At 70.3% G+C, this 21,987-nt stretch carries 20 protein-coding genes and 1 pseudogene; 19 read left to right on the top strand and 2 right to left on the bottom strand.

Translation table 11 applies throughout. The features are described from left to right. Positions 1-50 precede the first annotated feature (50 nt). Entirely contained in the window at positions 51-1,013 is a 963-nt protein-coding gene (locus tag OG598_RS25260) for a hypothetical protein (protein WP_328651367.1), read from the bottom strand. Further along, complete coding sequence (locus OG598_RS25255; RefSeq protein ID WP_328651366.1) at positions 1,013-2,002, bottom strand: hypothetical protein; 990 nt, start codon at positions 2,000-2,002, stop codon at positions 1,013-1,015. The genes OG598_RS25260 and OG598_RS25255 overlap by 1 nt, the downstream gene beginning before the upstream one ends. A gap of 371 nt (positions 2,003-2,373) precedes the next feature. Between OG598_RS25255 and paaA the strand changes: the two genes are divergently transcribed. From paaA to nuoH, 19 genes and pseudogenes are all read left to right on the top strand, one after another. After that, a complete protein-coding gene (gene paaA, locus OG598_RS25250; RefSeq protein WP_328651365.1) occupies positions 2,374-3,450 on the top strand; it encodes a 1,2-phenylacetyl-CoA epoxidase subunit PaaA in 1,077 nt (358 codons plus the stop codon). Then, complete coding sequence (paaB, locus tag OG598_RS25245; protein WP_328651364.1) at positions 3,447-3,731, top strand: 1,2-phenylacetyl-CoA epoxidase subunit PaaB; 285 nt, start codon at positions 3,447-3,449, stop codon at positions 3,729-3,731. Before paaA ends, paaB begins: the two co-directional genes overlap by 4 nt. Continuing rightward, positions 3,728-4,453: a 1,2-phenylacetyl-CoA epoxidase subunit PaaC gene (paaC, locus tag OG598_RS25240; protein WP_328651363.1), complete on the top strand. Its 726-nt coding sequence runs from the start codon at positions 3,728-3,730 to the stop codon at positions 4,451-4,453. Before paaB ends, paaC begins: the two co-directional genes overlap by 4 nt. Next, positions 4,447-4,923 (top strand): 1,2-phenylacetyl-CoA epoxidase subunit PaaD, encoded by a 477-nt coding sequence (gene paaD, locus OG598_RS25235; protein ID WP_328651362.1) that lies wholly within the window; start codon positions 4,447-4,449, stop codon positions 4,921-4,923. Before paaC ends, paaD begins: the two co-directional genes overlap by 7 nt. After that, positions 4,920-6,029, top strand: a complete 1,110-nt coding sequence (gene paaE, locus OG598_RS25230; protein ID WP_328651361.1) for a 1,2-phenylacetyl-CoA epoxidase subunit PaaE — start codon at positions 4,920-4,922, stop codon at positions 6,027-6,029. Before paaD ends, paaE begins: the two co-directional genes overlap by 4 nt. Then, positions 6,026-6,427, top strand: a complete 402-nt coding sequence (locus tag OG598_RS25225) for a hypothetical protein (RefSeq protein ID WP_328651360.1) — start codon at positions 6,026-6,028, stop codon at positions 6,425-6,427. Before paaE ends, OG598_RS25225 begins: the two co-directional genes overlap by 4 nt. A 73-nt stretch (positions 6,428-6,500) precedes the next feature. After that, positions 6,501-7,691, top strand: a complete 1,191-nt coding sequence (mqnC, locus tag OG598_RS25220) for a cyclic dehypoxanthinyl futalosine synthase (protein ID WP_328651359.1) — start codon at positions 6,501-6,503, stop codon at positions 7,689-7,691. A 374-nt stretch (positions 7,692-8,065) separates the two neighbouring features. Beyond that, positions 8,066-9,121: pseudogene (locus OG598_RS33580) on the top strand (cell wall anchor protein); the annotation flags it as partial. A gap of 780 nt (positions 9,122-9,901) precedes the next feature. Further along, entirely contained in the window at positions 9,902-10,612 is a 711-nt protein-coding gene (locus tag OG598_RS25210; RefSeq protein ID WP_328651357.1) for a demethylmenaquinone methyltransferase, read from the top strand. Between the two features lie 86 nt (positions 10,613-10,698). Continuing rightward, positions 10,699-10,923, top strand: coding sequence for a hypothetical protein (locus tag OG598_RS25205; RefSeq protein WP_091395588.1), 225 nt, complete (start codon positions 10,699-10,701; stop codon positions 10,921-10,923). 139 nt (positions 10,924-11,062) lie between these two features. Further along, the gene (locus tag OG598_RS25200) at positions 11,063-12,340 is read left to right on the top strand and encodes a geranylgeranyl reductase family protein (protein WP_328651356.1); all 1,278 of its coding nucleotides are present in this window, start codon (positions 11,063-11,065) and stop codon (positions 12,338-12,340) included. Positions 12,341-12,475: 135 nt separating this feature from the next. Continuing rightward, the gene (locus OG598_RS25195; RefSeq protein ID WP_007454588.1) at positions 12,476-12,841 is read left to right on the top strand and encodes an NADH-quinone oxidoreductase subunit A; all 366 of its coding nucleotides are present in this window, start codon (positions 12,476-12,478) and stop codon (positions 12,839-12,841) included. 14 nt (positions 12,842-12,855) lie between these two features. Next, positions 12,856-13,533 (top strand): NuoB/complex I 20 kDa subunit family protein, encoded by a 678-nt coding sequence (locus OG598_RS25190; protein ID WP_124821345.1) that lies wholly within the window; start codon positions 12,856-12,858, stop codon positions 13,531-13,533. Beyond that, positions 13,530-14,267 (top strand): NADH-quinone oxidoreductase subunit C, encoded by a 738-nt coding sequence (locus OG598_RS25185; protein ID WP_112620361.1) that lies wholly within the window; start codon positions 13,530-13,532, stop codon positions 14,265-14,267. The genes OG598_RS25190 and OG598_RS25185 overlap by 4 nt, the downstream gene beginning before the upstream one ends. A gap of 55 nt (positions 14,268-14,322) precedes the next feature. Further along, positions 14,323-15,648, top strand: coding sequence for an NADH-quinone oxidoreductase subunit D (locus OG598_RS25180; protein ID WP_210785487.1), 1,326 nt, complete (start codon positions 14,323-14,325; stop codon positions 15,646-15,648). Beyond that, positions 15,645-16,817 (top strand): NADH-quinone oxidoreductase subunit NuoE, encoded by a 1,173-nt coding sequence (gene nuoE, locus OG598_RS25175; protein WP_328651355.1) that lies wholly within the window; start codon positions 15,645-15,647, stop codon positions 16,815-16,817. The genes OG598_RS25180 and nuoE overlap by 4 nt, the downstream gene beginning before the upstream one ends. Then, positions 16,814-18,130 carry an NADH-quinone oxidoreductase subunit NuoF gene (nuoF, locus tag OG598_RS25170; RefSeq protein ID WP_112585688.1) on the top strand — a complete coding sequence of 439 codons (1,317 nt, stop codon included), beginning with the start codon at positions 16,814-16,816 and terminating at the stop codon, positions 18,128-18,130. The genes nuoE and nuoF overlap by 4 nt, the downstream gene beginning before the upstream one ends. Beyond that, a complete protein-coding gene (locus OG598_RS25165) occupies positions 18,130-20,637 on the top strand; it encodes an NADH-quinone oxidoreductase subunit G (RefSeq protein ID WP_328651354.1) in 2,508 nt (835 codons plus the stop codon). Before nuoF ends, OG598_RS25165 begins: the two co-directional genes overlap by 1 nt. Beyond that, on the top strand, positions 20,634-21,986 hold the full coding sequence (gene nuoH / locus OG598_RS25160) for an NADH-quinone oxidoreductase subunit NuoH (protein ID WP_328651353.1): 1,353 nt from the start codon (positions 20,634-20,636) through the stop codon (positions 21,984-21,986). Before OG598_RS25165 ends, nuoH begins: the two co-directional genes overlap by 4 nt. The last annotated feature ends 1 nt before the right edge of the window (position 21,987 follow it).

Genomic DNA, 21,987 nt, shown 5'->3' with positions numbered 1-21,987 from the left:
CGGCGAAGCCAGCCGGGCCGGCGAAGCGCCGGGCGGTCAGCCTGCGGGGATCAGGTGCCGGGGCGGAGCAGCGCCTCGGTGATCTTCTCGCAGTTCTTCATGCCGTAGTCGTAGCCCATGTTGATCGGGTACTTGACCATCACGCCCATCGTCCAGGTGTCACCGATGGCCAGGCAGTTGATGTGCATCTCCTGCTCCTTGGTCCGGTCGATCCACCCGTTCTTGATGGCGATCTTCTTCTGCTCGGCCGCCGGGAATGCCTTGCGGATGCCGAAGTCGCCGGCGCCGCGAACCAGTTTCATCTCGTTGAGCAGCCACTTGGTCCACTTCGGCCCGGCGGCGGTGCCCGTGACGATGCAGTTTCCCATCCGGGCGGTGTCCCGGGGGGAGAGCGCCGTCCGGCTCCAGCCGCCATCGGGGGCGACGCTGCTGTCGGTCAGTTTGCACATGGAGATGAGCCGCTTGATCGAGGCGTCCCGGTCGACCTGGTTGTAGAACTGTTCGGCCCGGGTGTTGTCGCTGTCCCGGATGATCCGCGTCGCGTCGGCGAGCTTCGCGTCGCTCGGGGTCTGGCCGGCGTCGGCAGCGCGACGCAGGTAGTCGGCGACGATCCAGGCCTTGATCATCGAGGCGGTCGTGCTGGTCTCGCCCATGTTCTTCGAACCGATGATCTTTCCGGTTCGGCGGTCGAGGACGCTCCAGGAGTACCAGCCCTCGATGTTCAGATCGAGGTCCTTGGCCACGAAGGGCAGCGGCTCCAGCGACGGGCTGGGCTTCGGTGACGGCGAGGACGGCTGGCGGGCGCTGCGGTCGGTGCCGGAGCCGGTGGGGCGGTCGCTGGTGCTGGAGCCCGCGTCGCCCCACTTCGCTGCGGCGGACGACTCGAACGGCGAGCCGGGCAGCAGCCGCAGCGACACCAGGACCAGCCCGATGAGGATGACCGCGACGGCGATCAGCCGAACCGGGGATGCCTCGCCGCCGTTGCGCCGGTCGACCCGACGGTTGCCGGCCATCAGAGCTTCCCGACCGGCTGCTGCGGCACCTTGAGCGCGGCGCCCGGCTGCGGGGTGACCAGTTGGGTGGCCACACTGGCGCAGACCTTCGCGCCGTAGTCCAGACCGGTCCTGATCGGGTAGCGCAGCATCACCGCGAGACTCCACTTGCTGGTGACGGCGAGGCAGTTGACGTGCCAGTTGCCGTCGCTGTAGATGGGGGTCCATCCGTTCTTGATGCTGACCGGCCCCTGAGCGGTGATCGACTTGGGTAGACCGTCGATGATTCCCCAGCGGCCACCACCGGACGAGACCCGCTGGTCCTTGGCCGCGGTGGTGCCCTTGACCTTGCTCATCTGGTCCAACACCCACTTGGTCCACTTCGGGCCGGCGGCCTTACCGTCGGCGATGCAGTCACCGACCCGGGCCGCGTCGCGGGGGGACATCCGGGTGAAGCTCCAGTAGCCGGTGTACGGCTTGACGTTGCCACGCTTGGTGTCGGTCAGCCCGCAGATCTTGATCGCTCGTTGGATCACCGCGTCGGGAATGCTGCTCGACGAGGGCTTGTAGGAGCCACCCGCAGCGGCGTGGACCTTGTTGGCCGCTCCGTCGTTGCTGTCGACGATGGCGAGTCGAGCCAGCTCCTTCATCGCTGCGGGCGGCTCCTTGTCGCCGAGCTGCCGCAGGTAGTCGGAGACGATCCACGCCTTGATCATCGATTCGGTGGAGCTGGTCGCTGTCATGTTCGGCGACCCGGAGATCTTGCCCGTCTTCCGGTCCAGCAGAGCCCACGAGAAGAACTCACCCTTGAAGCTCACCGACACCGGGCCGGCGGCCAGGGTGGGCGGCGGTGGTGGGGTGGGCGCGGGCGCGGCGACGCTCGACGTACCGCCTCCGCCGCCTCCGCCGCTGTCGTCGCTGGCGAGCCGGGCGTACGCGGTGGGGACCAGTAGGACGCCGCCGAGCACGACCGCCGTGATGGCGAGCACCAGGGTCACGCGAGATCGCATGAGTGGGTGAACTCCAGGTGTCAGGGCCGGGGGGACCGGCTTGTCGTCGGGACGAATCGGGTGCGATCGCCGAGGCCGGGGGAGGTGGCCTCTGTGGAGATGTCGATGTCGGCAGCCGATCGGTTGTCCGGCAGAAGTCTACGTCCGGACCGGCAGACCGCCAGGGTTCGACACTAGGCATCCTGCGATAAAGGCGGGATATGGGGCCGGTATGAGGTTTTTGCAGGGATTCACCTTTGTTTCGTGGCCTAGGTCACGGCGAGATGGCGGCGTCCAAGTAGCGCAAAGCGCTCATCCGCTCACAGATGGGATGCGCGGATTCCTGTTACACCCCCTGGTGCAACGTGGCGCAAGCTGTAACACTTAGCGTCATGTATGGCAACGACTTCTCCGCCCCGGACGGCGCCACCGACGAGGCGCCCGGCGGCCTGCTGGGCGAGGTCGAGGCCGCCGAGGCCGAGCTGCGGGCAGCGGCGGCGCGCGGGCGGCGCGGCGCGCCCGCGCCGGACGAGGACCTGGCGGCGTACTTCGCCGAGGTGGTCGACGCCGAGCAGAAGATCGAACCCCGCGACTGGATGCCCGACGCGTACCGGCGGACGCTGATCCGGCAGATCGCCCAACACGCCCACTCCGAGATCATCGGCATGCAGCCGGAGGGCAACTGGATCAGCCGGGCGCCGTCGCTCAAGCGCAAGGCGATCCTGCTGGCCAAGGTGCAGGACGAGGCGGGTCACGGCCTCTACCTCTACGCCGCCGCCGAGACCCTCGGCATCAGCCGCGACGAGCTGGTCCAACTGCTGCTCGACGGCCGCCAGAAGTACAGCTCGATCTTCAACTACCCCACTCTGAGCTGGGCCGACGTGGGCGCCATCGGGTGGCTGGTGGACGGCGCGGCGATCGTCAACCAGGTCCCGCTCTGCCGCTGCTCGTACGGCCCGTACGCCCGCGCGATGATCCGGGTCTGCAAGGAGGAGTCGTTCCACCAGCGGCAGGGCTACGAGATCCTGCACACCCTGGCGCACGGCACCCCCGCGCAGCAGGCGATGGCCCAGGACGCGGTGGACCGTTGGTGGTACCCGTCGCTGGCCATGTTCGGCCCGCCGGACGGCGACTCCACGCACTCCGCCCAGTCGATGGCCTGGAAGATCAAGCGCTTCTCGAACGACGATCTGCGCCAACGCTTCGTCGACATGTGCGTCCAGCAGGCCGAGATCCTCGGGCTGCGCATCCCCGACGCGGACCTGCGCTGGAACGACGAGCGGCAGGCGTACGACTACACCCAGCCGGACTACGACGAGCTGATGCAGGTGATCTCCGGCGACGGGCCGTGCAACCGGGAGCGGATGGCCCACCGCCGGGCCGCGCACGCCGACGGCAGCTGGGTACGCGAGGCCGCCGCGGCATACGCCGCGAAGCGGGCGGGACAGAAGGAGACGGTCGCAGCATGACGCAACACACCCCGCTCTGGGAGGTCTTCGTGCGGGCCCGGCGCGGGCTGTCGCACACGCACGTCGGCAGCCTGCACGCCCCCGACGCCGAGCTTGCCCTGCGCAACGCCCGCGACCTCTACACCCGCCGCCAGGAGGGCGTGTCGATCTGGGTGGTGCCGGCCGGCGCGATCACCGCGTCCAGCCCGGACGAGAAGGACTCCTTCTTCGACCCGGCCGCCGACAAGGTCTACCGCCATCCCACCTTCTACGAGGTGCCGGACGGGGTGGCCCACCTGTGAACGGCCCCTTCGACTTCACCCTCTCGCTCGCTGACGACGCGTTGGTCGCGGCCCAGCGGCTGGCCGAGTGGACCACCCGCGCGCCGGAGATGGAAGAGGACATCGCGCTGGCCAACATCGCCCTCGACCAGCTCGGCGCGGCGCGCCTGCTGCTGTCGTACGCGGGCGAACTGGAGGGCGCCGGCCGCGACGAGGACGCCCTGGCGTACCTGCGCGACGACCGCGAGTTCCGCAACGCGCTACTGGTCGAGCTGCCCAACGACGACTTCGCGGTGACGATGGCGAAGCTGTTCTTCCTGGCGGCGTACCAACTGCCGTTGTACACGGCGCTGGCCGGCTGCGCGGACGAGCGGTTGACCGCGATCGGTGCGAAGGCGCGCAAGGAGTCGGCGTACCACCTGGACCACGGCGCGCTGTGGGTGAAGCGGCTCGGTGACGGCACCGAGGAGTCGCATCGGCGGATGCAGGCAGCCGTCGACCAGATGTGGCCGTACACCCACGAGTTGTTCGCCGCGGACCCGGCGGCGCCGGTCGACCCGGCTACCCTGCGGCCGGCGTTCGACGAGGTCGTCGGCCCGGTGCTGGCCGAGGCGACGCTCACCCGGCCGGACAGCGCCTGGGCCCCGGCCGGTGGGCGGGCCGGTGTGCACACCGAGCACCTGGCCTACCTGCTCGCCGAGATGCAGGTGCTGCACCGCGCCCACCCCGGAGCGAAGTGGTGAACCCCAGGGACGCGGCCGCGTCGGTGGTGGACCCGGAGATCCGGGTCATCACCATCGACGAGCTGGGCATCCTGCGGGCGGTCGAGGAGGATCCGGCCAGTGGCCGGGTCACCGTCACCATCACCCCGACCTACACCGGCTGCCCGGCGATGGACGTGATCCGGGCCGACATCCGCCGCGCGCTCACCGCCGCCGGCCACCCGGACGCGCAGGTCCAGACCGTCTACAGCCCACCGTGGAGCACCGACTGGATCTCCGAGGGTGGGCGGGCCAAGCTCGCCGCCGCCGGGATCGCCCCGCCGGCCCCGGTGCCCACCGCCGGCGTCGTGTCGCTGACGCTCGCGGTCCGCTGCCCGCAGTGCGGCTCACCGGAGACCGAGCAGGTCAGCCGGTTCGGCTCCACCGCCTGCAAGGCGTTGTGGCGGTGCCGTTCCTGCTCCGAACCCTTCGACCACCTGAAGGCGCTGTGACTGTCACCATCACCCGCCCGGTTCGCCGCCGGCCGGTCTTCCACCCGTTGTCTGTCGCCGCCGTCGACCGGCTCACCGACGACTCCGTGGCGGTGACCTTCGCCGTACCCGAGGAATTACGGGAAACCTTCGCGTTCCGCGCCGGTCAGCACCTCACGGTGCGGCGAGCCGCCGAGGACGGCACCGACGTGCGCCGGTCGTACTCGATCTGCTCCACCCCCGACGACCTGGCCCGACACGGCCGGTTGCGGATCGGGGTGCGGGAGATCCCCGGCGGCGCCTTCTCGGCGTTCGCCTGCGGGGCGCTGCGCGGTGGCGACACCGTCGAGGTGCTGCCGCCGCTGGGCACCTTCACCACGGCGTTCGCGCCGGACCGGGTGCGGCACTACGGCGCTGTCGTCGCCGGCTCCGGCATCACCCCGGTGCTCGGGCTGGTCGCGACCGCCCTGGCCGTCGAGCCGGCCAGCACCTTCACACTGGTGTACGGCAACCGCACGGCGAACACAGTGATGTTCGCCGAGGAGTTGGCCGACCTGAAGGACCGCTACCCCACCCGGCTGCACCTGGTGCACGTCCTCTCCCGGGAGCAGGGCGAGTCGCCGCTGCTCTCCGGTCGGATCGACGCCGAGCGGCTGGGCCGGTTGCTGGGCACCATCGTGCCGGGCGACCTGGTCGAGGAGTGGTTCCTCTGCGGCCCGTACGGCATGGTGGTCGACGTTCGGGACGTGCTGACCGCACGCGGGCTGCCCGAGTCGGCGGTGCACACCGAGCTGTTCCACGTCGACACGCCGCCGGAGCCGGTGCGCCGACCCGTCGACCAGGCGGGCGTCGGGGCCGAGGTGACCATCGTGCTGGACGGCCGGTCGTCGAGCTTCACGATGGGTCGCGAGGAACGGGTGCTGGACGCCGCGTTGAAGGTGCGCGGCGAGCTGCCGTACGCCTGCAAGGGTGGCGTCTGCTCGACCTGCAAGGCGAAGGTCGTCGACGGCGCTGTCACGATGGCCCGCAACTACGCGCTGGAGCCCGACGAGCTGGCCGCCGGCTACGTGCTGACCTGCCAGTCCAGCCCGACCACCGACAAACTCACCGTCGACTACGACGCGTGACGACGCCGAACGACAGGGAGTTCGTCGAGCGGTTCGCCGAGGTCACCGGGGGACGACTGCCGACCGGCTACGTGGAGGGGTGGGAGCAGCTCGTCGAGTTCTGCGAGGAGGGCTACGACGACAACCTCGACGAGTACTGGTCCGACCTCAGCATCCGGGAAGCCATCGAGCGGGTACTGACCGACGAACGGTTGGTCGGCTTTCCGCAGATGGGGTGGGTCCGGGAGCGGATCGAGGCGGCGGACGAGCGGTTCCGGGCGGTGCTCTCCGAGCAAACGATGCCGGGGCTCTCCGAGCGGCCGTGGTGGGAGGCGTACCTGCCGGCGTGGGCGGGGCCGGAGTTCGCGGCGGAGCTGCGGGACACCTACGGCATACACGTCGAGGTACGCGAGAGCTGACGGCGGCTGTGGGACGTGCCGCACCCGCCGGGGTCCGGCGGTCGAGTCGGGTGGGCCGACGTAGGCTCGGGGTGTGACGGTGAGCCGGGAGATCGACGACATCCTGCAGCGCGGCGCGGACGGCGGGCGGATCACGCCCGAGGAGGCGCTGCTGCTCTACACCGAGGCGCCCTTCCACGCGTTGGGCGAGGCGGCGGACGCGGTGCGTCGGCGACGCTACCCGGACAACGTCGTCACCTACCTGATCGACCGCAACATCAACTACACGAACGTCTGCGTGACGGCGTGCAAGTTCTGCGCGTTCTACCGGGCGCCCAAGCACAAGGAAGGGTGGACCCACCCGACCGAGGAGATCCTGCGCCGGTGCGGCGAGGCGGTCGAGCTGGGCGCCACCCAGGTGATGCTCCAGGGCGGGCACCACCCGGACTACGGCGTGGAGTACTACGAGGAGCTGTTCTCCTCGGTCAAGCAGGCGTACCCGCAGCTGGTCATCCACTCGATCGGCCCCAGCGAGATCCTGCACATGGCCAAGGTCTCCGGGGTGAGCCTGGACGAGGCCATCGCCCGGATCAAGACCGCCGGCCTGGACTCGATCGCCGGCGCCGGCGCGGAGATGCTGCCCGAGCGGCCCCGCAGGGCCATCGCCCCCCTCAAGGAGTCGGGCGAGCGCTGGCTGGAGGTCATGGAGCTGGCCCACCGGCAGGGCATCGAGTCGACCGCCACCATGATGATGGGCACCGGCGAGACGCACGCCGAGCGCATCGAGCACCTGCGCATGATCCGTGACGTGCAGGACCGCACCCGCGGCTTCCGGTCGTTCATCCCGTGGACGTACCAGCCGGAGAACAACCACCTCAAGGGCCGCACCCAGGCGACCACGCTGGAATACCTGCGTCTGGTCGCGGTGGCCCGGCTCTTCTTCGAGACCGTGCCGCACCTGCAGGCGTCCTGGTTGACCACCGGCAAGGACGTCGGGCAGCTCTCGCTGCACATGGGCGTGGACGACCTCGGCTCGATCATGCTGGAGGAGAACGTCATCTCCTCCGCCGGCGCCCGGCACCGCTCCAACCTGCACGAGCTGATCGGCATGATCCGCTCGGCGGACCGGATCCCCGCGCAGCGCGACACCCTCTACAACCGGCTCGCCGTGCACCACACGCCGGCCGACGACCCGACCGACGAGCGGGTGGTCTCGCACTTCTCCTCGATCGCGCTGCCCGGCGGTGGCGCGGGGAAGTCCCTGCCCCTGGTGGACGTCAGCTGACCGTCGACACCCGGCCGTTCGGCTGATCGACGCTCATGCTCCCGCCGGATCACCCCGGCGGTACGGGTGGTCCCCGCCGCCGCAGCGTCAGCCTCTCCGGTGCAGGGCTGGTGGAGATGATCGCCGGCCGCTAGCGTCCCGGCTCATATTCGTCGCCATCGTCGACGGACGACGCTGTCCTCCATCGGCCCGCTGCGGGTCGTTCATATAACGCACGGCAGTACGGGCGGGATGGGTGACCATCCCGCCCGTACTGTCTGCGCAGCTCGGACCGGACGGACGAAAACGGCTCCGCCTGCTGGCGTGGAAGATCGGCCTCCGATAACGTCCGCTCGTTCCGCAACCATTCTTTCTTCCCTACCCCCGGGGGACTGATGACAGCGTTCCACCGCTCGACGCTGGTGCGCGCCAGTGTCGTGGCGCTGCTCGCGGCCGGCGGCATCGCCGCCGTTGCCGCTCCGGTGCTGGCGGCCGAGGAGGCCGATCTGGCCCTGGTGCCGCTCAGCTACAACCTGGCCAAGGGTGTGACGGAGGCCAAGAGCAAGCCGTTCAAGTTCTCCGTCGACAACACCCGGAGCAAGGAAGACGCCAAGGGTGTCAGTTACACGGTGGACACCAGCAAGCTGAAGACGAACAAGGTTCGGGTAGTGGTGCCCGACGGCTGCCGGGTGAACGGCAAGAAGTTCACCTGCCGCCTCGGCGACCTGGCCGCCGGCACCAGCGAGGACTTCGGCATCCCGATCTTCTCCACCGGTGGTAAGGGCGCCGCCGGCACTCTCGTGGTCACCATCCGCTCGGCCACCGAGGACCCCAACGAGGACGACAACAAGGTCGAGCACGACATCACCGTCACCGAGCCCGGGTACGACCTGACCAGTTGGGTGCAGGACGTCAACGCGAACGTCGTGGTGAACGGCGTCAACGGCGACGACCCCGACCTTCGGCCGGTGCGGCCGGGCGAGACGGTTCCGGTCGACTGGGCGGTCTACAACGACGGCAGCCGCAAGGCCACCGGCCTCGCCTACGTGCTCACCCTCCCGGCGGGCGTCACCTTCGACACCCTGCCGGACACCTGCACCACGCAGACGTTCGGCGTCGCTCAGGCGCTCTGCCAGGACGACGGCGCGGTGATCCGGCCCGGTGACTACTACACCGCGGACATCAAGGTGACCGTCGGCACTGACGTCACCGAGCCGGTGCTGCGGGTCGGCGAGCTGGTGGCGCACGGCCTGGACGCGGCGGCCGGCAAGCCCGAGGAGCAGCCGCGGCGGGCCAACACCGCCCAGCGGAAGTCCTTCACCGAGATCGACGAGGGCGACAACCAGGCGATCTTCGACGTCTTCGTCGACCAGGCCGTCGACCCGACGCCGACGCCCACGCCGACGGCCACCCCGACGGGATCGCCGACGCCGACGCCGACGGTCACCCCGACGCAGACGCCGACGCCGACGCCGACGGTCACCCCGACCGAGACGCCGACCCCGACGGAGACGCCTACGCCGACGCCGACGGTCACGCCGACGGAGACGCCTACGCCGACGCCGACGGTCACCCCGACGGAGACGCCTACGCCGACGCCGACGGTCACCCCGACCGAAACGCCGACCCCGACCCCGACGGAGACCCCGACCCCGACGCCTACCCGGACGCCGACGGTCACGCCGACACCGACGGTCACTCCGACGGAGACGCCCACGGTCACGCCGACCCCGACCGCGACGGAGACGCCGACCGCGACGCCGACCGCGACGGTCACGCCGACCGCGACGGCCACTCCGACGCCGATCCCCGGCGGTACGACGACGCCGGGCACCACCGTCTCGCCGGGTGCCGGTGATGGCTCCGCCGGTGGTGGCTCGGGCGGTGGCGGCCTGCCGGTGACCGGTGTGCAGGTCGGCCTGATCGGCGGCATCGGCGTGATCATCCTGCTGGTGGGTGGGGCGCTGCTGGTGCTCACCCGTCGCCGCAAGGTGGTCCTGGTCTCGCCGACCGACGAGAAGTCGACCGACTGACACCGGTGCCCTGACCAGCGGCGCGCACGCGAGGCGCGACCGCGACGGGTGCGATGGCGACAGGCGTTCTGACAGTGGTGTCACGGACGCCGGCACGACGCGAGGGCGGGGTGGGCGACCACCCCGCCCCTTCGCATACGGGGTGCGTGCCGCCCACCCAGCGAACGTCGGTTGGCGGGCGGCTGGCAGAGTGAGGGGGTGAGCCGTACCCCGCAGGGCCAGCGCGCCAGTCTGGACAAGCAGCCGCACGAGGTCGCCGCGATGTTCGACGGCGTGGCAGAGCGTTACGACCTGACCAACACGGTGATCTCGCTGGGCCAGGACCGCTCCTGGCGGCGGGCCACGCGGGCGGCGCTCGGGCTGCGACCGGGCGAGCGGGTGCTGGACGTGGGCGCGGGCACCGGCGTCTCGACGCGCGAGCTGGCCCAGTCCGGGGCGTACGCGGTCGGGGTCGATCTGTCGCTCGGCATGCTGTACACGGGCAAGCGGGCCCGGCCCGAGGTGCCGCTGCTGGCGGGAGACGCGCTGCGGTTGCCGTTCGCCGACGCCAGCTTCGACGCGGTGACCATCTCCTTTGCGCTGCGCAACGTCAACGACACCGACGCCGCGCTGCGTGAGCTGGCCCGGGTGACCCGGCCGGGCGGCCGGCTGGTGGTCTGCGAGTTCAGCACCCCGGTCAACCCGGTCTTCCGGACCGTCTACCTGTCGTACCTGATGCGGTCGCTGCCGGCGGTGGCCCGCACGGTGTCGAGCAACCCCGAGGCGTACGTCTATCTCGCCGAGTCGGTCCGGGCCTGGCCGGCGCAGTCCGCGCTGGCCGGCCGGGTGGCCGCGGCCGGGTGGGGGCGCGTGGCGTGGCGCAACCTGACCGGTGGCGTGGTGGCCCTGCACCGGGGGATCCGCGAGTAGCGGGCGGACCGCGCCAACCGCTACGGACATTATTCAGGTTCCGTAAATATCGGACTTCGTCCACTTTGCCCGGTACGCTCGATCGCATGACCGGAGCAGACCCGGCGGACCCGGTGGCCGCCACCGACGACGACGCGGCCGAACTCATCTCCCAGTTGCGAGAGTTGGCCGGGGCCGACCCGGTGGAGGTCCGGCAGGTGGTCGCCGAGGTGTTGGCGGCACTGGACCGGGCGGCGGGTGGGGCGCTCCGCGAGCATCTACCGGAGACAATTCGGGTCGACGCGGGCCTGGACGCCTCCAGCCCGGCCTGACACCTGACCGCTGTGGACGGTGATGAGCTGTCACATCGGCGAGTTAGGTACCCCTGATCCTGCGCTGGTATGACGCCGGTCATACACTCGTCCCGTCTGGCTTGTGAAGCATTTCACGAGCGTGCGGGAGGAGGCGCGAATGACCGCGGTGGAACACGACGCCGACGTCATTGTCGTGGGCGCCGGTCCCGGTGGGTCAGCGACTGCGTACCACCTGGCTCGGCACGGCGTACGGGTGCTGTTGTTGGAGAAGACCGAGTTCCCCCGGGAGAAGGTCTGCGGCGACGGGTTGACCCCGCGCGCGGTGCGCCAGCTCATCCGGATGGGTGTGGACACCTCGCCCGAGGCGGGCTGGCTGCACAACCGCGGCCTGCGGGTCATCGGCGGCGGGGTGCGCCTCGAACTGGACTGGCCGGAGCTGGCCAGCTTCCCCAACTACGGTCTGGTGCGCACGCGCCTGGACTTCGACGACCTGCTGGCCCAGCGGGCGGTGGCCGCCGGCGCGAAACTGCGGACCAGCGTCAACGTGCTGGGCCCGGTGCTCGACGGCGACGGCCGCGTCACCGGCGTCGAGGCGGAGGTCGGGCCGGGCAAGGAGCCCACCACCTTCCACGCCCCGCTGGTCGTCGCGGCGGACGGCGTCTCCGGCCGGTTCCCGCTCGCGCTCGGGCTGGCCAAGCGGGAGGACCGGCCGATCGGTGTCGCCGTCCGCCGCTACTACCGCTCGCCGGCCAAGCACGAGGACAACTACCTGGAGTCCTGGCTGGAGCTGCGCAGCAAGGACAGCGGCGACAACCTGCTGCCCGGGTACGGCTGGATCTTCGGCCTCGGTGACGGGCGGGTCAACGTCGGGCTCGGCGTGCTCAACTCGTCCTCGGCGTTCGGCAAGACCAACTACCGCCGGCTGCTCACCGACTGGCTCGCCAACACCCCGGAAGACTGGGGGATGACCGACGAGACCAACGCCGACGGCCCGATCCTCGGCGCCGCGCTGCCGATGGGCTTCAACCGGGTGCCCCACTACACCCGGGGCGTGCTGCTGGTCGGCGACTCGGGCGGCATGGTCAACCCGTTCAACGGTGAGGGCATCGCGTACGCGATGGAGTCCGGCGAACTGGCCGCGGAGGCCATGGTCCAGGCCCTCGCCCGGCCGGCCGGCCCGGAACGCGAGCGCGCGCTGATGGCGTACCCGAACGAGCTGAAGGCCCGGCTCGGCGGCTACTACCGGCTGGGCGGCATCTTCGTGAAACTGATCGGCCGCCCCGAGATCATGCGGATCGCCACCAAACACGGCATGCCGCACCCGACGCTGATGCGTTTCGTGCTCAAGCTGTTGGCCAACCTGACCGACCCGCGCGGCGGGGACGCGATGGATCGGGTCATCAACGCGATGACGAAGGCCGCACCAGCCGTATAAGTAGGACGGCATCGGCGCTGGTCACGGCGCCGATGCCGACAAAGATCGACCCCCGCCGACTGCCACTGCGAGGGACGTGAATAGTGTGATTTTCGTCAAGCACCGAGGGCAGGGAAGGACGAGCAGGAGAAAACGATGTCGCTCTCGCCTTACGCACCGATCATCGGGCTGTTCGCCCTCGCCGCGGCGTTCTCGCTGTTTTCCGTCGGCGCCGCCCGCTTCGCCGGTCCCCGTCGCTACAACAAGGCCAAACTCGAGGCTTACGAGTGCGGCATCGAGCCCAGCCCGCAGCCGGTCGGCGGCGGGCGGTTCCCGATCAAGTTCTACCTGACGGCGATGCTCTTCATCGTCTTCGACATCGAGATCATCTTCCTCTACCCCTGGGCGGTCTCGTTCGACGCTCTGCCGATCTTCGGCTTCGTGGAGATGGTCCTGTTCATCGTCGCGGTCTTCGTTGCGTACGCCTACGTGTGGCGGCGCGGCGGCCTGGACTGGGACTGAGGAAGGAACGTCAGATGGGCATCGAGGAGAAGCTTCCCGCCGGCGTCCTGCTCACCTCGGTGGAGAAGCTGGTCAACTGGTCTCGGAAGTCGTCCGTGTGGGGCGCCACCTTCGGCCTGGCCTGCTGCGCCATCGAGATGATGGCCGCCGGTGGTCCGCACTACGACATGGGCCGCTGGGGCATGGAGGTCTTCCGGGCGTCGCCCCGGCAGGCCGACCTGATGATCGTGGCCGGCCGGGTGAGTCAGAAGATGGCCCCGGTGCTGCGCCAGATCTACGACCAGATGGCCGAGCCGCGCTGGGTGCTCTCCATGGGCGTCTGCGCCAGCAGCGGCGGCATGTTCAACAACTACGCCATCGTGCAGGGCGTCGACCACGTGGTGCCTGTCGACATGTACCTGCCCGGCTGCCCGCCCCGGCCGGAGATGCTCATCGACGCGATCCTCAAGCTCCGCGAGAAGATCATGTATGAGCCGCTCGGCCCGAACGGCCGCAAGATGCTCGCGGCCCGCCAGGAGCGCGGCGACGTCCCGATCGTGCCCTACGGCTCGATGCCCTCCTCGTACCGCAGCGACAAGGCCCGGCGCGCCGAGTGGACCCGGGCGGTCCGCGAGGGCCGCGAGGAGCAGCTGCGCATCGAGAACTGGATGAACGCTCAGAACCACCTCCACCCGCAGGCAGGCCCGAAATGACGTCACCCACGGACAAGCCAAACGACGGCGGCGTACCGCTGCCGGTGGTGCCGGCCGGTGCCACCAGTGGTGCCCCCGCCGAGTTCCCGCCGGCCAGCCCGGCCGGTCGCGGGATGTTCGGCAACCAGGGCACCGGCGACGTGTCCGGCTACGGCGGCCTGGTCCGCCAGCGCCAGCCCATCGAGGAGGCGTCCCGACCGTACGGGGGCTACTTCGACGAGGTCCGCGACGCGCTGGAGGAGGCGTACCCGGCCTTCAACGACGCGATCGAGAAGGTCGTCGTCGACCGGGGTGAGCTGACCCTGCACGTACGCCCGGAGCGGATCGCCGAGGTGTGCCAGGTGATGCGGGACGACCTGGCGCTGCGGTTCGAGCTGTGCTCCTCGGTGTCCGGTGCGGACTACCTGGGCGCCGACGAGCGCCGGCTGCACGTGGTCTACCTGCTCACCTCGATGACGTACCGGCGGCGGGTCCGGCTGGAGGCCGCGGTCTCCGTCGAGGCCCCGCACCTGCCCAGCGTGACCGCCATCTACCCGACGGCGGACTGGCAGGAGCGCGAGGCGTACGACATGTTCGGCATCGTCTTCGACGGCCACCCCAACCTGACCCGGATCCTCATGCCGGACGACTGGGAGGGCCACCCGCAGCGCAAGGACTACCCGCTCGGCGGCGTGCCCGTCGAGTACAAGGGCGCGGAGATCCAGCCGCCGAACGAGCGGAGGTCGTACCAGTGAGCGCGAGGAGTGCAGCGGAGCGGAGCCCCGCAGTCGCGATCGGAGGGCCGGCACTGTGACGACGTCGAACTACGCCAGCGAGCGCGAAACCGACGAGGGCCGGGTCTTCACCGTCACCGGTGGGGACTGGGACACGATCGTCTCGGGCACCGACCCGATCAACGACGAGCGGATCGTCGTCAACATGGGTCCGCAGCACCCGTCCACGCACGGGGTGCTGCGGCTGATCCTGGAGCTGGAGGGCGAGACGGTCCGCGAGGCCCGCTCGGTCATCGGCTACCTGCACACCGGCATCGAGAAGAACCTCGAATACCGCAACTGGGTCCAGGGCTCGACGTTCGTGACCCGGATGGACTACCTCGCCCCGATCTTCAACGAGACGGCGTACGCCCTCGCGGTCGAGAAGCTGCTCGGCATCACCGACGACATCACCGAGCGGGCCACCACGATCCGCGTGCTGATGATGGAGCTCAACCGGATCTCGTCGCACCTGGTCTGGCTGGCCACCACCGGCATGGAGCTGGGCGCGATCTCGATCATGCTGTACGGCTTCCGCGAGCGGGAGTACATCCTCGACATCTTCGAGACCATCACCGGCCTGCGGATGAACCACGCGTACGTGCGGCCGGGCGGTGTGGCGCAGGACGTGCCGGACGACGCGATCGTCAAGATCCGCGAGTTCCTCAAGATGATGCCGAAGAAGCTCAAGGAGTACGAGGACCTCCTCTCCGGCCAGCCGATCTGGACCGAGCGGACGAAGAACGTCGCGGTGCTGGACGTCACCGGCTGCGTGGCGCTCGGCATCACCGGCCCGGTGCTGCGCTCCGCCGGCCTCGCGTGGGACCTGCGCAAGACCATGCCGTACTGCGGCTACGAGACGTACGAGTTCGACGTGCCGACCCACCCCGACGGTGACGTGTGGGGTCGCTACCAGGTCCGGCTCGCCGAGATCCGGGAGTCGATGAAGCTTGTCGAGCAGGCGCTGGACCGGCTCCGTCCGGGCCCGGTGATGGTCGCCGACCGCAAGATCGCCTGGCCGGCGCAGCTCGCCATCGGCGTGGACGGCATGGGCAACTCGCTGGAGCACGTCGCGAAGATCATGGGTCAGTCGATGGAGTCGCTGATCCACCACTTCAAGCTGGTGACCGAGGGCTTCCGGGTCCCGCCCGGCCAGGTGTACGTCGCCATCGAGGCGCCTCGCGGCGAGCTGGGCGTCCACGCGGTCTCCGACGGTGGCACCCGGCCCTACCGGGTGCACTACCGGGAGCCGAGCTTCGTCAACCTGCAGGCCCTCCCGGCGATGGCCGAGGGCGGTCTGATCGCCGACGTGATCGCCGGCGGCGCCTCGTTGGACCCGGTGATGGGTGGGTGTGACCGATGACGACGACTTTCACTGACGAGACCCGGGAGCGGGCGCGCGACATCATCGCCCGTTACCCGGCGGACCGGTCCCGCTCGGCGTTGCTGCCGCTGCTGCACCTGGTGCAGGCCGAAGAGGGGTACGTCTCCCCGGCCGGGGTCGCGTTCTGTGCCGAGGTGCTGGGGCTGAACAAGGCCCAGGTCGGCGCGGTGGCCACCTTCTACACGATGTACAAGCGCAAGCCGACCGGTGACTTCCTGGTCAGCGTCTGCACCAACACGATGTGCAACGTGCTCGGTGGCCAGGAGGTCTACGACACCCTCGCCGAGCACCTCGGCGTCGGGCACGACGAGACCACAGCGGACGGCACGATCACGCTGGAGCACGCCGAGTGCCTGGCGGCGTGCGACTACGGCCCCGTGATGACAGTCAACTACGACTTCTTCGACGGCGTGGACGCCTCCACCGCCGTCGGTGTGGTGGACGAGCTGCGGGCCGGCGGTCGGCCGATGCCGACCCGTGGTGCCCGGCTCTGCACCCTCAAGGAGATGGCGGTGCAGCTCGCCGGTTTCGCCGACGAGCGCGACGGCGCGGTCGCCGACGGCGGGCCGGGCGAGCCCACCCTGCGCGGGCTGCGGCTGGCCCAGCAGCACGGCGTCTCGGTGCCGGGCTTCGACCCGAACACCCCGATCCGCAGCAAGGCCGAGGCCGACAAGGCCGCCGCCGAGGCGAAGGCTAAGGCGGAGGCCGCCAAGCCGGCGCCCGTCGAGGCCAGCGCGGCGCCGGTAAAGGGTGGCGACGGGGCGTCCGCCCCGACGGGAGCGGCCGGAGTCGCCGAGCCGGCGAAGCCCGAGGCCGCCAGTGGCAGCACCACCCGGGACGTCAAGGCACCGGACGACAAGTCGCCGCAGGTGCGTACCGCCGAGACCCGGCAGCCGGACGCGGGCACGGCAGTGCCGGACGCCCCTGGCACGAAGGTCCCGACGGACGGCACCGGCACCGCGCCCGCGGCCGGCGACGCGCGGTCGGCCGAGGCCGCCGGCGTGGCGGCCAACGCGCCGGCCGGCGACGGCAAGCCCGCCGGCGACGAGGCCGGGGCGCAGGAGCGCAACCTCACCGAAGCGAAGGCTGCGACGGACGCCGACGGCGCCGGACCGGCGGACGCGAACGAAACGGGGGCCCAGAAGTGACCACTCCCCGCCCGGAGACGCTGGCCAAGCTGACGCCGGTGCTGACCAAGCGCTGGCTCTCGCCGGACGCCTGGCGCATCGGCACGTACGAGCAGTTGGACGGCTACGCCGCGCTGCGCAAGGCGCTCAAGGCCCACCCGGACGACCTGATCCAGTTGATCAAGGATTCCGGGCTGCGGGGCCGAGGCGGCGCCGGCTTCCCCACCGGCCTCAAGTGGGGCTTCATTCCGCAGGGCGACGGCAAGCCGCACTACCTGGTGGTCAACGCCGACGAGGGCGAGCCGGGCACCTGCAAGGACCTGCCGCTGATGACCCACGACCCGCACGCGCTGGTCGAGGGCGTCATCATCGCGTCGTACGCGATCCGGGCCGCCCGCGCCTACATCTACATCCGGGGCGAGGCGGTGCACGCCGCGCGTCGACTGCGTAACGCGGTCCAGGAGGCGTACGACAAGGGTTACCTGGGCCGGAACATCCTGCGCAGTGGCTACGACCTGGAGCTGGTGGTGCACTCCGGCGCCGGGGCGTACATCTGCGGCGAGGAGACGGCGCTACTGGACTCGCTGGAGGGGTTCCGGGGTCAGCCCCGGCTGCGCCCGCCGTTCCCGGCCACCCACGGCCTGTACGCGAGCCCGACGGTGGTGAACAACGTCGGCACCATCGCCAGCGTGCCGCCGATCGTGCTCGGTGGGGCCGACTGGTGGAAGAGCATGGGCACCGAGAAGTCCTCCGGGCCGATGATCTACTCGCTCTCCGGCCGGGTCGCCAACCCCGGGCAGTACGAGTGCTCGATGGGTGTCACGCTGCGCGAGCTGCTGGAACTGGCCGGTGGCATGCAGCCGGGCCACAACCTGCGGTTCTGGACCCCGGGCGGCTCGTCCACCCCGCTGCTCGCCGCCGAGCACCTGGACGTGCCACTGGACTTCGAGGGGGTGGCGGCGGCCGGCTCGATCCTCGGCACCACTGCCACCCAGATCTTCTCCGACCAGGACTGCCCGGTCTACGCGACGTACCGGTGGCTGGAGTTCTACCACCACGAGTCGTGCGGCAAGTGCACCCCGTGTCGTGAGGGCAACTACTGGATGGTCCGGGTCTACCGGCGGATCCTCGCCGGTCAGGGCACCCACGAAGACCTGGACACCCTGCTGGACACCTGCGACAACATCCTCGGCCGCTCGTTCTGCGGTCTGGGTGACGGCGCGACCAGCTCGGTGACCTCCTCACTGCAGTACTTCAAGCAGGACTACCTCGACTACATCGAGGGTCGGACCGCACCCAAGCTGTCGGAGAAGACCCTGGTAGGGGCGCACTGATGACCGACGTAGCCAAGCAGACCGAGACCGTCACCCTCACCATCGACGGCGTCGAGGTCACCGCCCCCAAGGGGACGCTGCTGATCCGGGTCGCCGAGCAGATGGGCACCGAGATCCCCCGGTTCTGCGACCACCCGCTGCTGGCCCCGGCCGGCGCGTGCCGGCAGTGCCTGGTCGAGGTGGAGGGCCAGCGCAAGCCGGTCGCCTCCTGCACCCAGGCCGTCGCCGACGGCATGGTCGTGCGTACCCAGATCACCTCCCCGGTCGCCAAGAAGGCGCAGGAGGGGGTGATGGAGCTGCTGCTGCTCAACCACCCGCTGGACTGCCCGATGTGTGACAAGGGCGGCGAGTGCCCGCTCCAGAACCAGGCGATGTCCACCGGTCGCACCGACTCGCGCTTCCACGAGCACAAGCGGGAGTACGAGAAGCCGATGGCGATCAGCAGCCAGGTGCTGCTGGACCGCGAGCGGTGCGTGCTCTGCCAGCGGTGCACCCGGTTCTCGGAGGAGATCGCCGGCGACAAGTTCATCGACCTGATGGGCCGGTCGTCCGCCGAGGAGATCAACATCTACCGGGACGACGCGTACGGCGAAGAGGGCGACGCCGGCGACGTTCCGTTCAACTCCTACTTCTCCGGCAACACCGTGCAGATCTGCCCGGTGGGTGCGCTGACCGGCGCCCAGTACCGCTTCCGCGCCCGCCCGTTCGACCTGGTCTCCAGCCCGAGCGTCTGCGAGCACTGCTCGGCCGGCTGCGGGCAGCGCACCGACTGGCGGCGCGGCAAGGTGCTGCGCCGGCTGGCCGGCGACGAGCCGGCGGTGAACGAGGAGTGGAACTGCGACAAGGGCCGCTGGGGCTTCCAGTACACAAGGGCCGCCGACCGGCTGACCACTCCGCTGGTCCGCGACGAGCACACCGGTGAGCTGCGCGAGGCGTCCTGGAGCGAGGCGCTCACCGTCGCCGCCGAGGGGCTGCACATCGCCCGGGAGAGCGGGCAGGGCACTGCGGTGCTCACCGGCGGTCGGCTGACCGTCGAGGACGCCTACGCCTACGCCAAGTTCGCCCGGGTCGCGTTGAACACCAACGACATCGACTTCCGGGCCCGCCCGGTCTCCCGCGAGGAGGCCGACTTCCTGGCCAGCTCGGTCGCCGGGGTCACCGACGTCACCTACACCGACGTGGAGAACGCGCCGGCGGTGGTGCTGGTGGGCCTGGAGCCCGAGGAGGAGTGCCCGATCCTCTTCCTGCGGCTGCGCAAGGCGTACCTGAAGAAGACCCTGACGGTGTACGCGCTGGCGCCCTTCGCCACCCGCGGCCTGGAGAAGCTCGGTGCCAAGCTGGCCCGGGTGGTGCCGGGCGAGGAGGCCAGCGTGCTCGCCGAGCACGCCACTGTCAGCGAGGCGCTGAGCGCGCCGGGCGCGATCCTGATCGTCGGCGAGCGGCTGGCCAGCGTGCCGGGCGGGCTCTCTGCCGCGGCGGACGTGGCCCGGCGTACCGGCGCGAAGCTGGCCTGGGTGCCGCGGCGCGCTGGTGACCGCGGCGCTGTCGACGCGGGCTGCCTGCCCAACCTGCTCCCGGGTGGACGCCTGGTCACCGAGCCGGCCGCTCGGGCCGAGCTGGGTGAGGCGTGGGACATCCCGGCCGGGGTGATCCCGAGCCAGGCCGGGCGGGACACCGACGGCATCCTGACCGCGGCCGCCAACGGGCAGCTCGGCGCGCTTGTCGTCGGCGGTGTCGACCCGGCCGACCTGGCCGACCCGCGACTGGCCGAGTCCGCCCTGGACGCGGTGCCGTTCCTGGTCAGCCTCGAGCTGCGCGCCAGCGCGGTGACCCGGCGGGCGAACGTGGTGCTGCCGATCGCTCCGGTGGCCGAGAAGGCCGGAAGCTTCCTGGACTGGGAGGGCCGGCTGCGCCCGTTCGAGGCGGTGCTGAACACCGCCGCTATGACCGACGGCCGGGTGCTCGACGCGCTGGCCGCGCTGCTCGACGTGCGCCTCGGCACTGCCGACGTGCTGAGCGTGCGTCGTGAGCTGGCCACGCTGCCGGCGACGCGCATGTCCCGACCGTCCGCGCCGTCTGTCGCACCGGGCCGCGTGCCGGAGCCGAAGGCCGGGGAGGCCGTGCTGGCCACCTGGCACCAACTGGTGGACCTCGGCACCCTGACCGAGGGCGACGAGAACCTGGCCGGGACCGCCCGTCCGCCGGTGGTCCGGCTGGGTAAGGGCACCGCCGAGGCGCTCGGTGTCGTCGACGGTGACGCGGTCACCGTCGGCACCGACCGCGGGGCGCTGACCCTGCCGGCGGAACTCACCGAGATGCCGGACGGCGTGGTCTGGCTGCCGACCAACTCACCCGGCTCGACCGTGCGGCGCAGCCTCGGGGCGACGTCCGGCGCGGTCGTCCGGATCTCCGTCCCCGCACCGAGTACGGCCATCCCGGCCGGACGCGTGGCGGCCGACGAGACCGGTCTCCCGGGTCCGCTCCTCAACTCCGGGGGTAACCAGTGAGTCCGATCTACCTGGCCCAGGATCCGACGCTGGCCGACTTCGGCCGGGATCCGTGGTGGCTGGTTCTCGGCAAGATTGTCTTCGCGTTCGCCTTCGGTCTGCTGGCCACCCTGCTCGGCGTCTGGTTCGAACGGCGCGTGGTCGGTTACATGCAGGTGCGGCCCGGCCCCAACCAGGTCGGCCCGTTCGGCCTGCTCCAGACCCTCGCCGACGGCCTGAAGATGGCCTTCAAGGAGGACATCCTGCCGAAGGCGGCCGACAAGGTCGTCTACTTCTTCGCCCCGACGATCTCGGTGATCTGCGCGGTCACCGCCCTGTCGGTGGTGCCGTTCGGCCCGATGGTGAGCATCTTCGGTCACCACACGCCGTTGCAGGTCACCGATGTGCCGGTGGCGGTGCTGCTGCTGCTCGCCTGCTCCTCGATGGGCGTCTACGGCATCGTGCTGGGTGGCTGGGCCTCCGGCTCGACGTACCCGCTGCTGGGCGGTCTCCGGTCGAGCGCCCAGATGATCTCCTACGAGGTCGCCATGGGGCTCAGCATCGTGGCGGTCTTCATGACCGCCGGCACGATGAGCACCAGCGGGATCGTCGCCGCTCAGGGCGACGGCACCCAGCTGACCGTCTTCGGCCAGACCATCCCGGCGCCGGGCTGGTACGCGATCCTGCTGCTGCCGAGCTTCATCATCTTCTTCATCGCCACTGTGGGTGAGACCAACCGGGCGCCGTTCGACCTGCCCGAGGCCGAGTCCGAGCTGGTCGCCGGCTTCATGACGGAATACAGCTCGCTGAAGTTCGCGCTCTTCATGCTCAGCGAGTACGTCGCGATGGTGACCATGTCCGCTGTCACCACCACGCTGTTCCTGGGCGGATGGCGAGCACCCTGGCCGATCACCATCTGGGAGGGCGCCAACTCCGGTTGGTGGCCGATGCTCTGGTTCTTCGGCAAGGTGATCGCGCTGGTCTTCGTCTTCGTGTGGTTGCGTGGCACGCTGCCCCGGCTGCGGTACGACCAGTTCATGCGGCTCGGCTGGAAGGTGCTGCTGCCGATCAACCTGGCCTGGATCCTGGTCCTGTCGGGCCTGCGCTCCATCGAGGACTGGGACACCCGCGGCAAGGTGATCGCCGTCGGCATCCCGGCCGGCATCCTGCTGATCGCCACGATCTTCTGGCCCAGCCGGAAGCCGAAGCCGACGCCGACGACGCAGGAACAGGTCGACAACCGGCCGCACGGGAGCTTCCCGCTGCCACCGATGGATCTTCAGGTACCACCGAGCCCGCGCATCACGCGCGTGGTCGCCGAGCGGGAGCCGGCCAACATCGTTGCCGGCTCGGACTCCAGGGAGGTGTGAC

The organism is Micromonospora sp. NBC_00330 (assembly GCF_036136635.1).
In the GTDB taxonomy this organism is placed as follows: domain Bacteria; phylum Actinomycetota; class Actinomycetes; order Mycobacteriales; family Micromonosporaceae; genus Micromonospora; species Micromonospora salmantinae.
The sequence above is the reverse complement of the archived record's forward strand: the minus strand, read 5'-3'. Positions and strand labels throughout refer to the sequence as shown.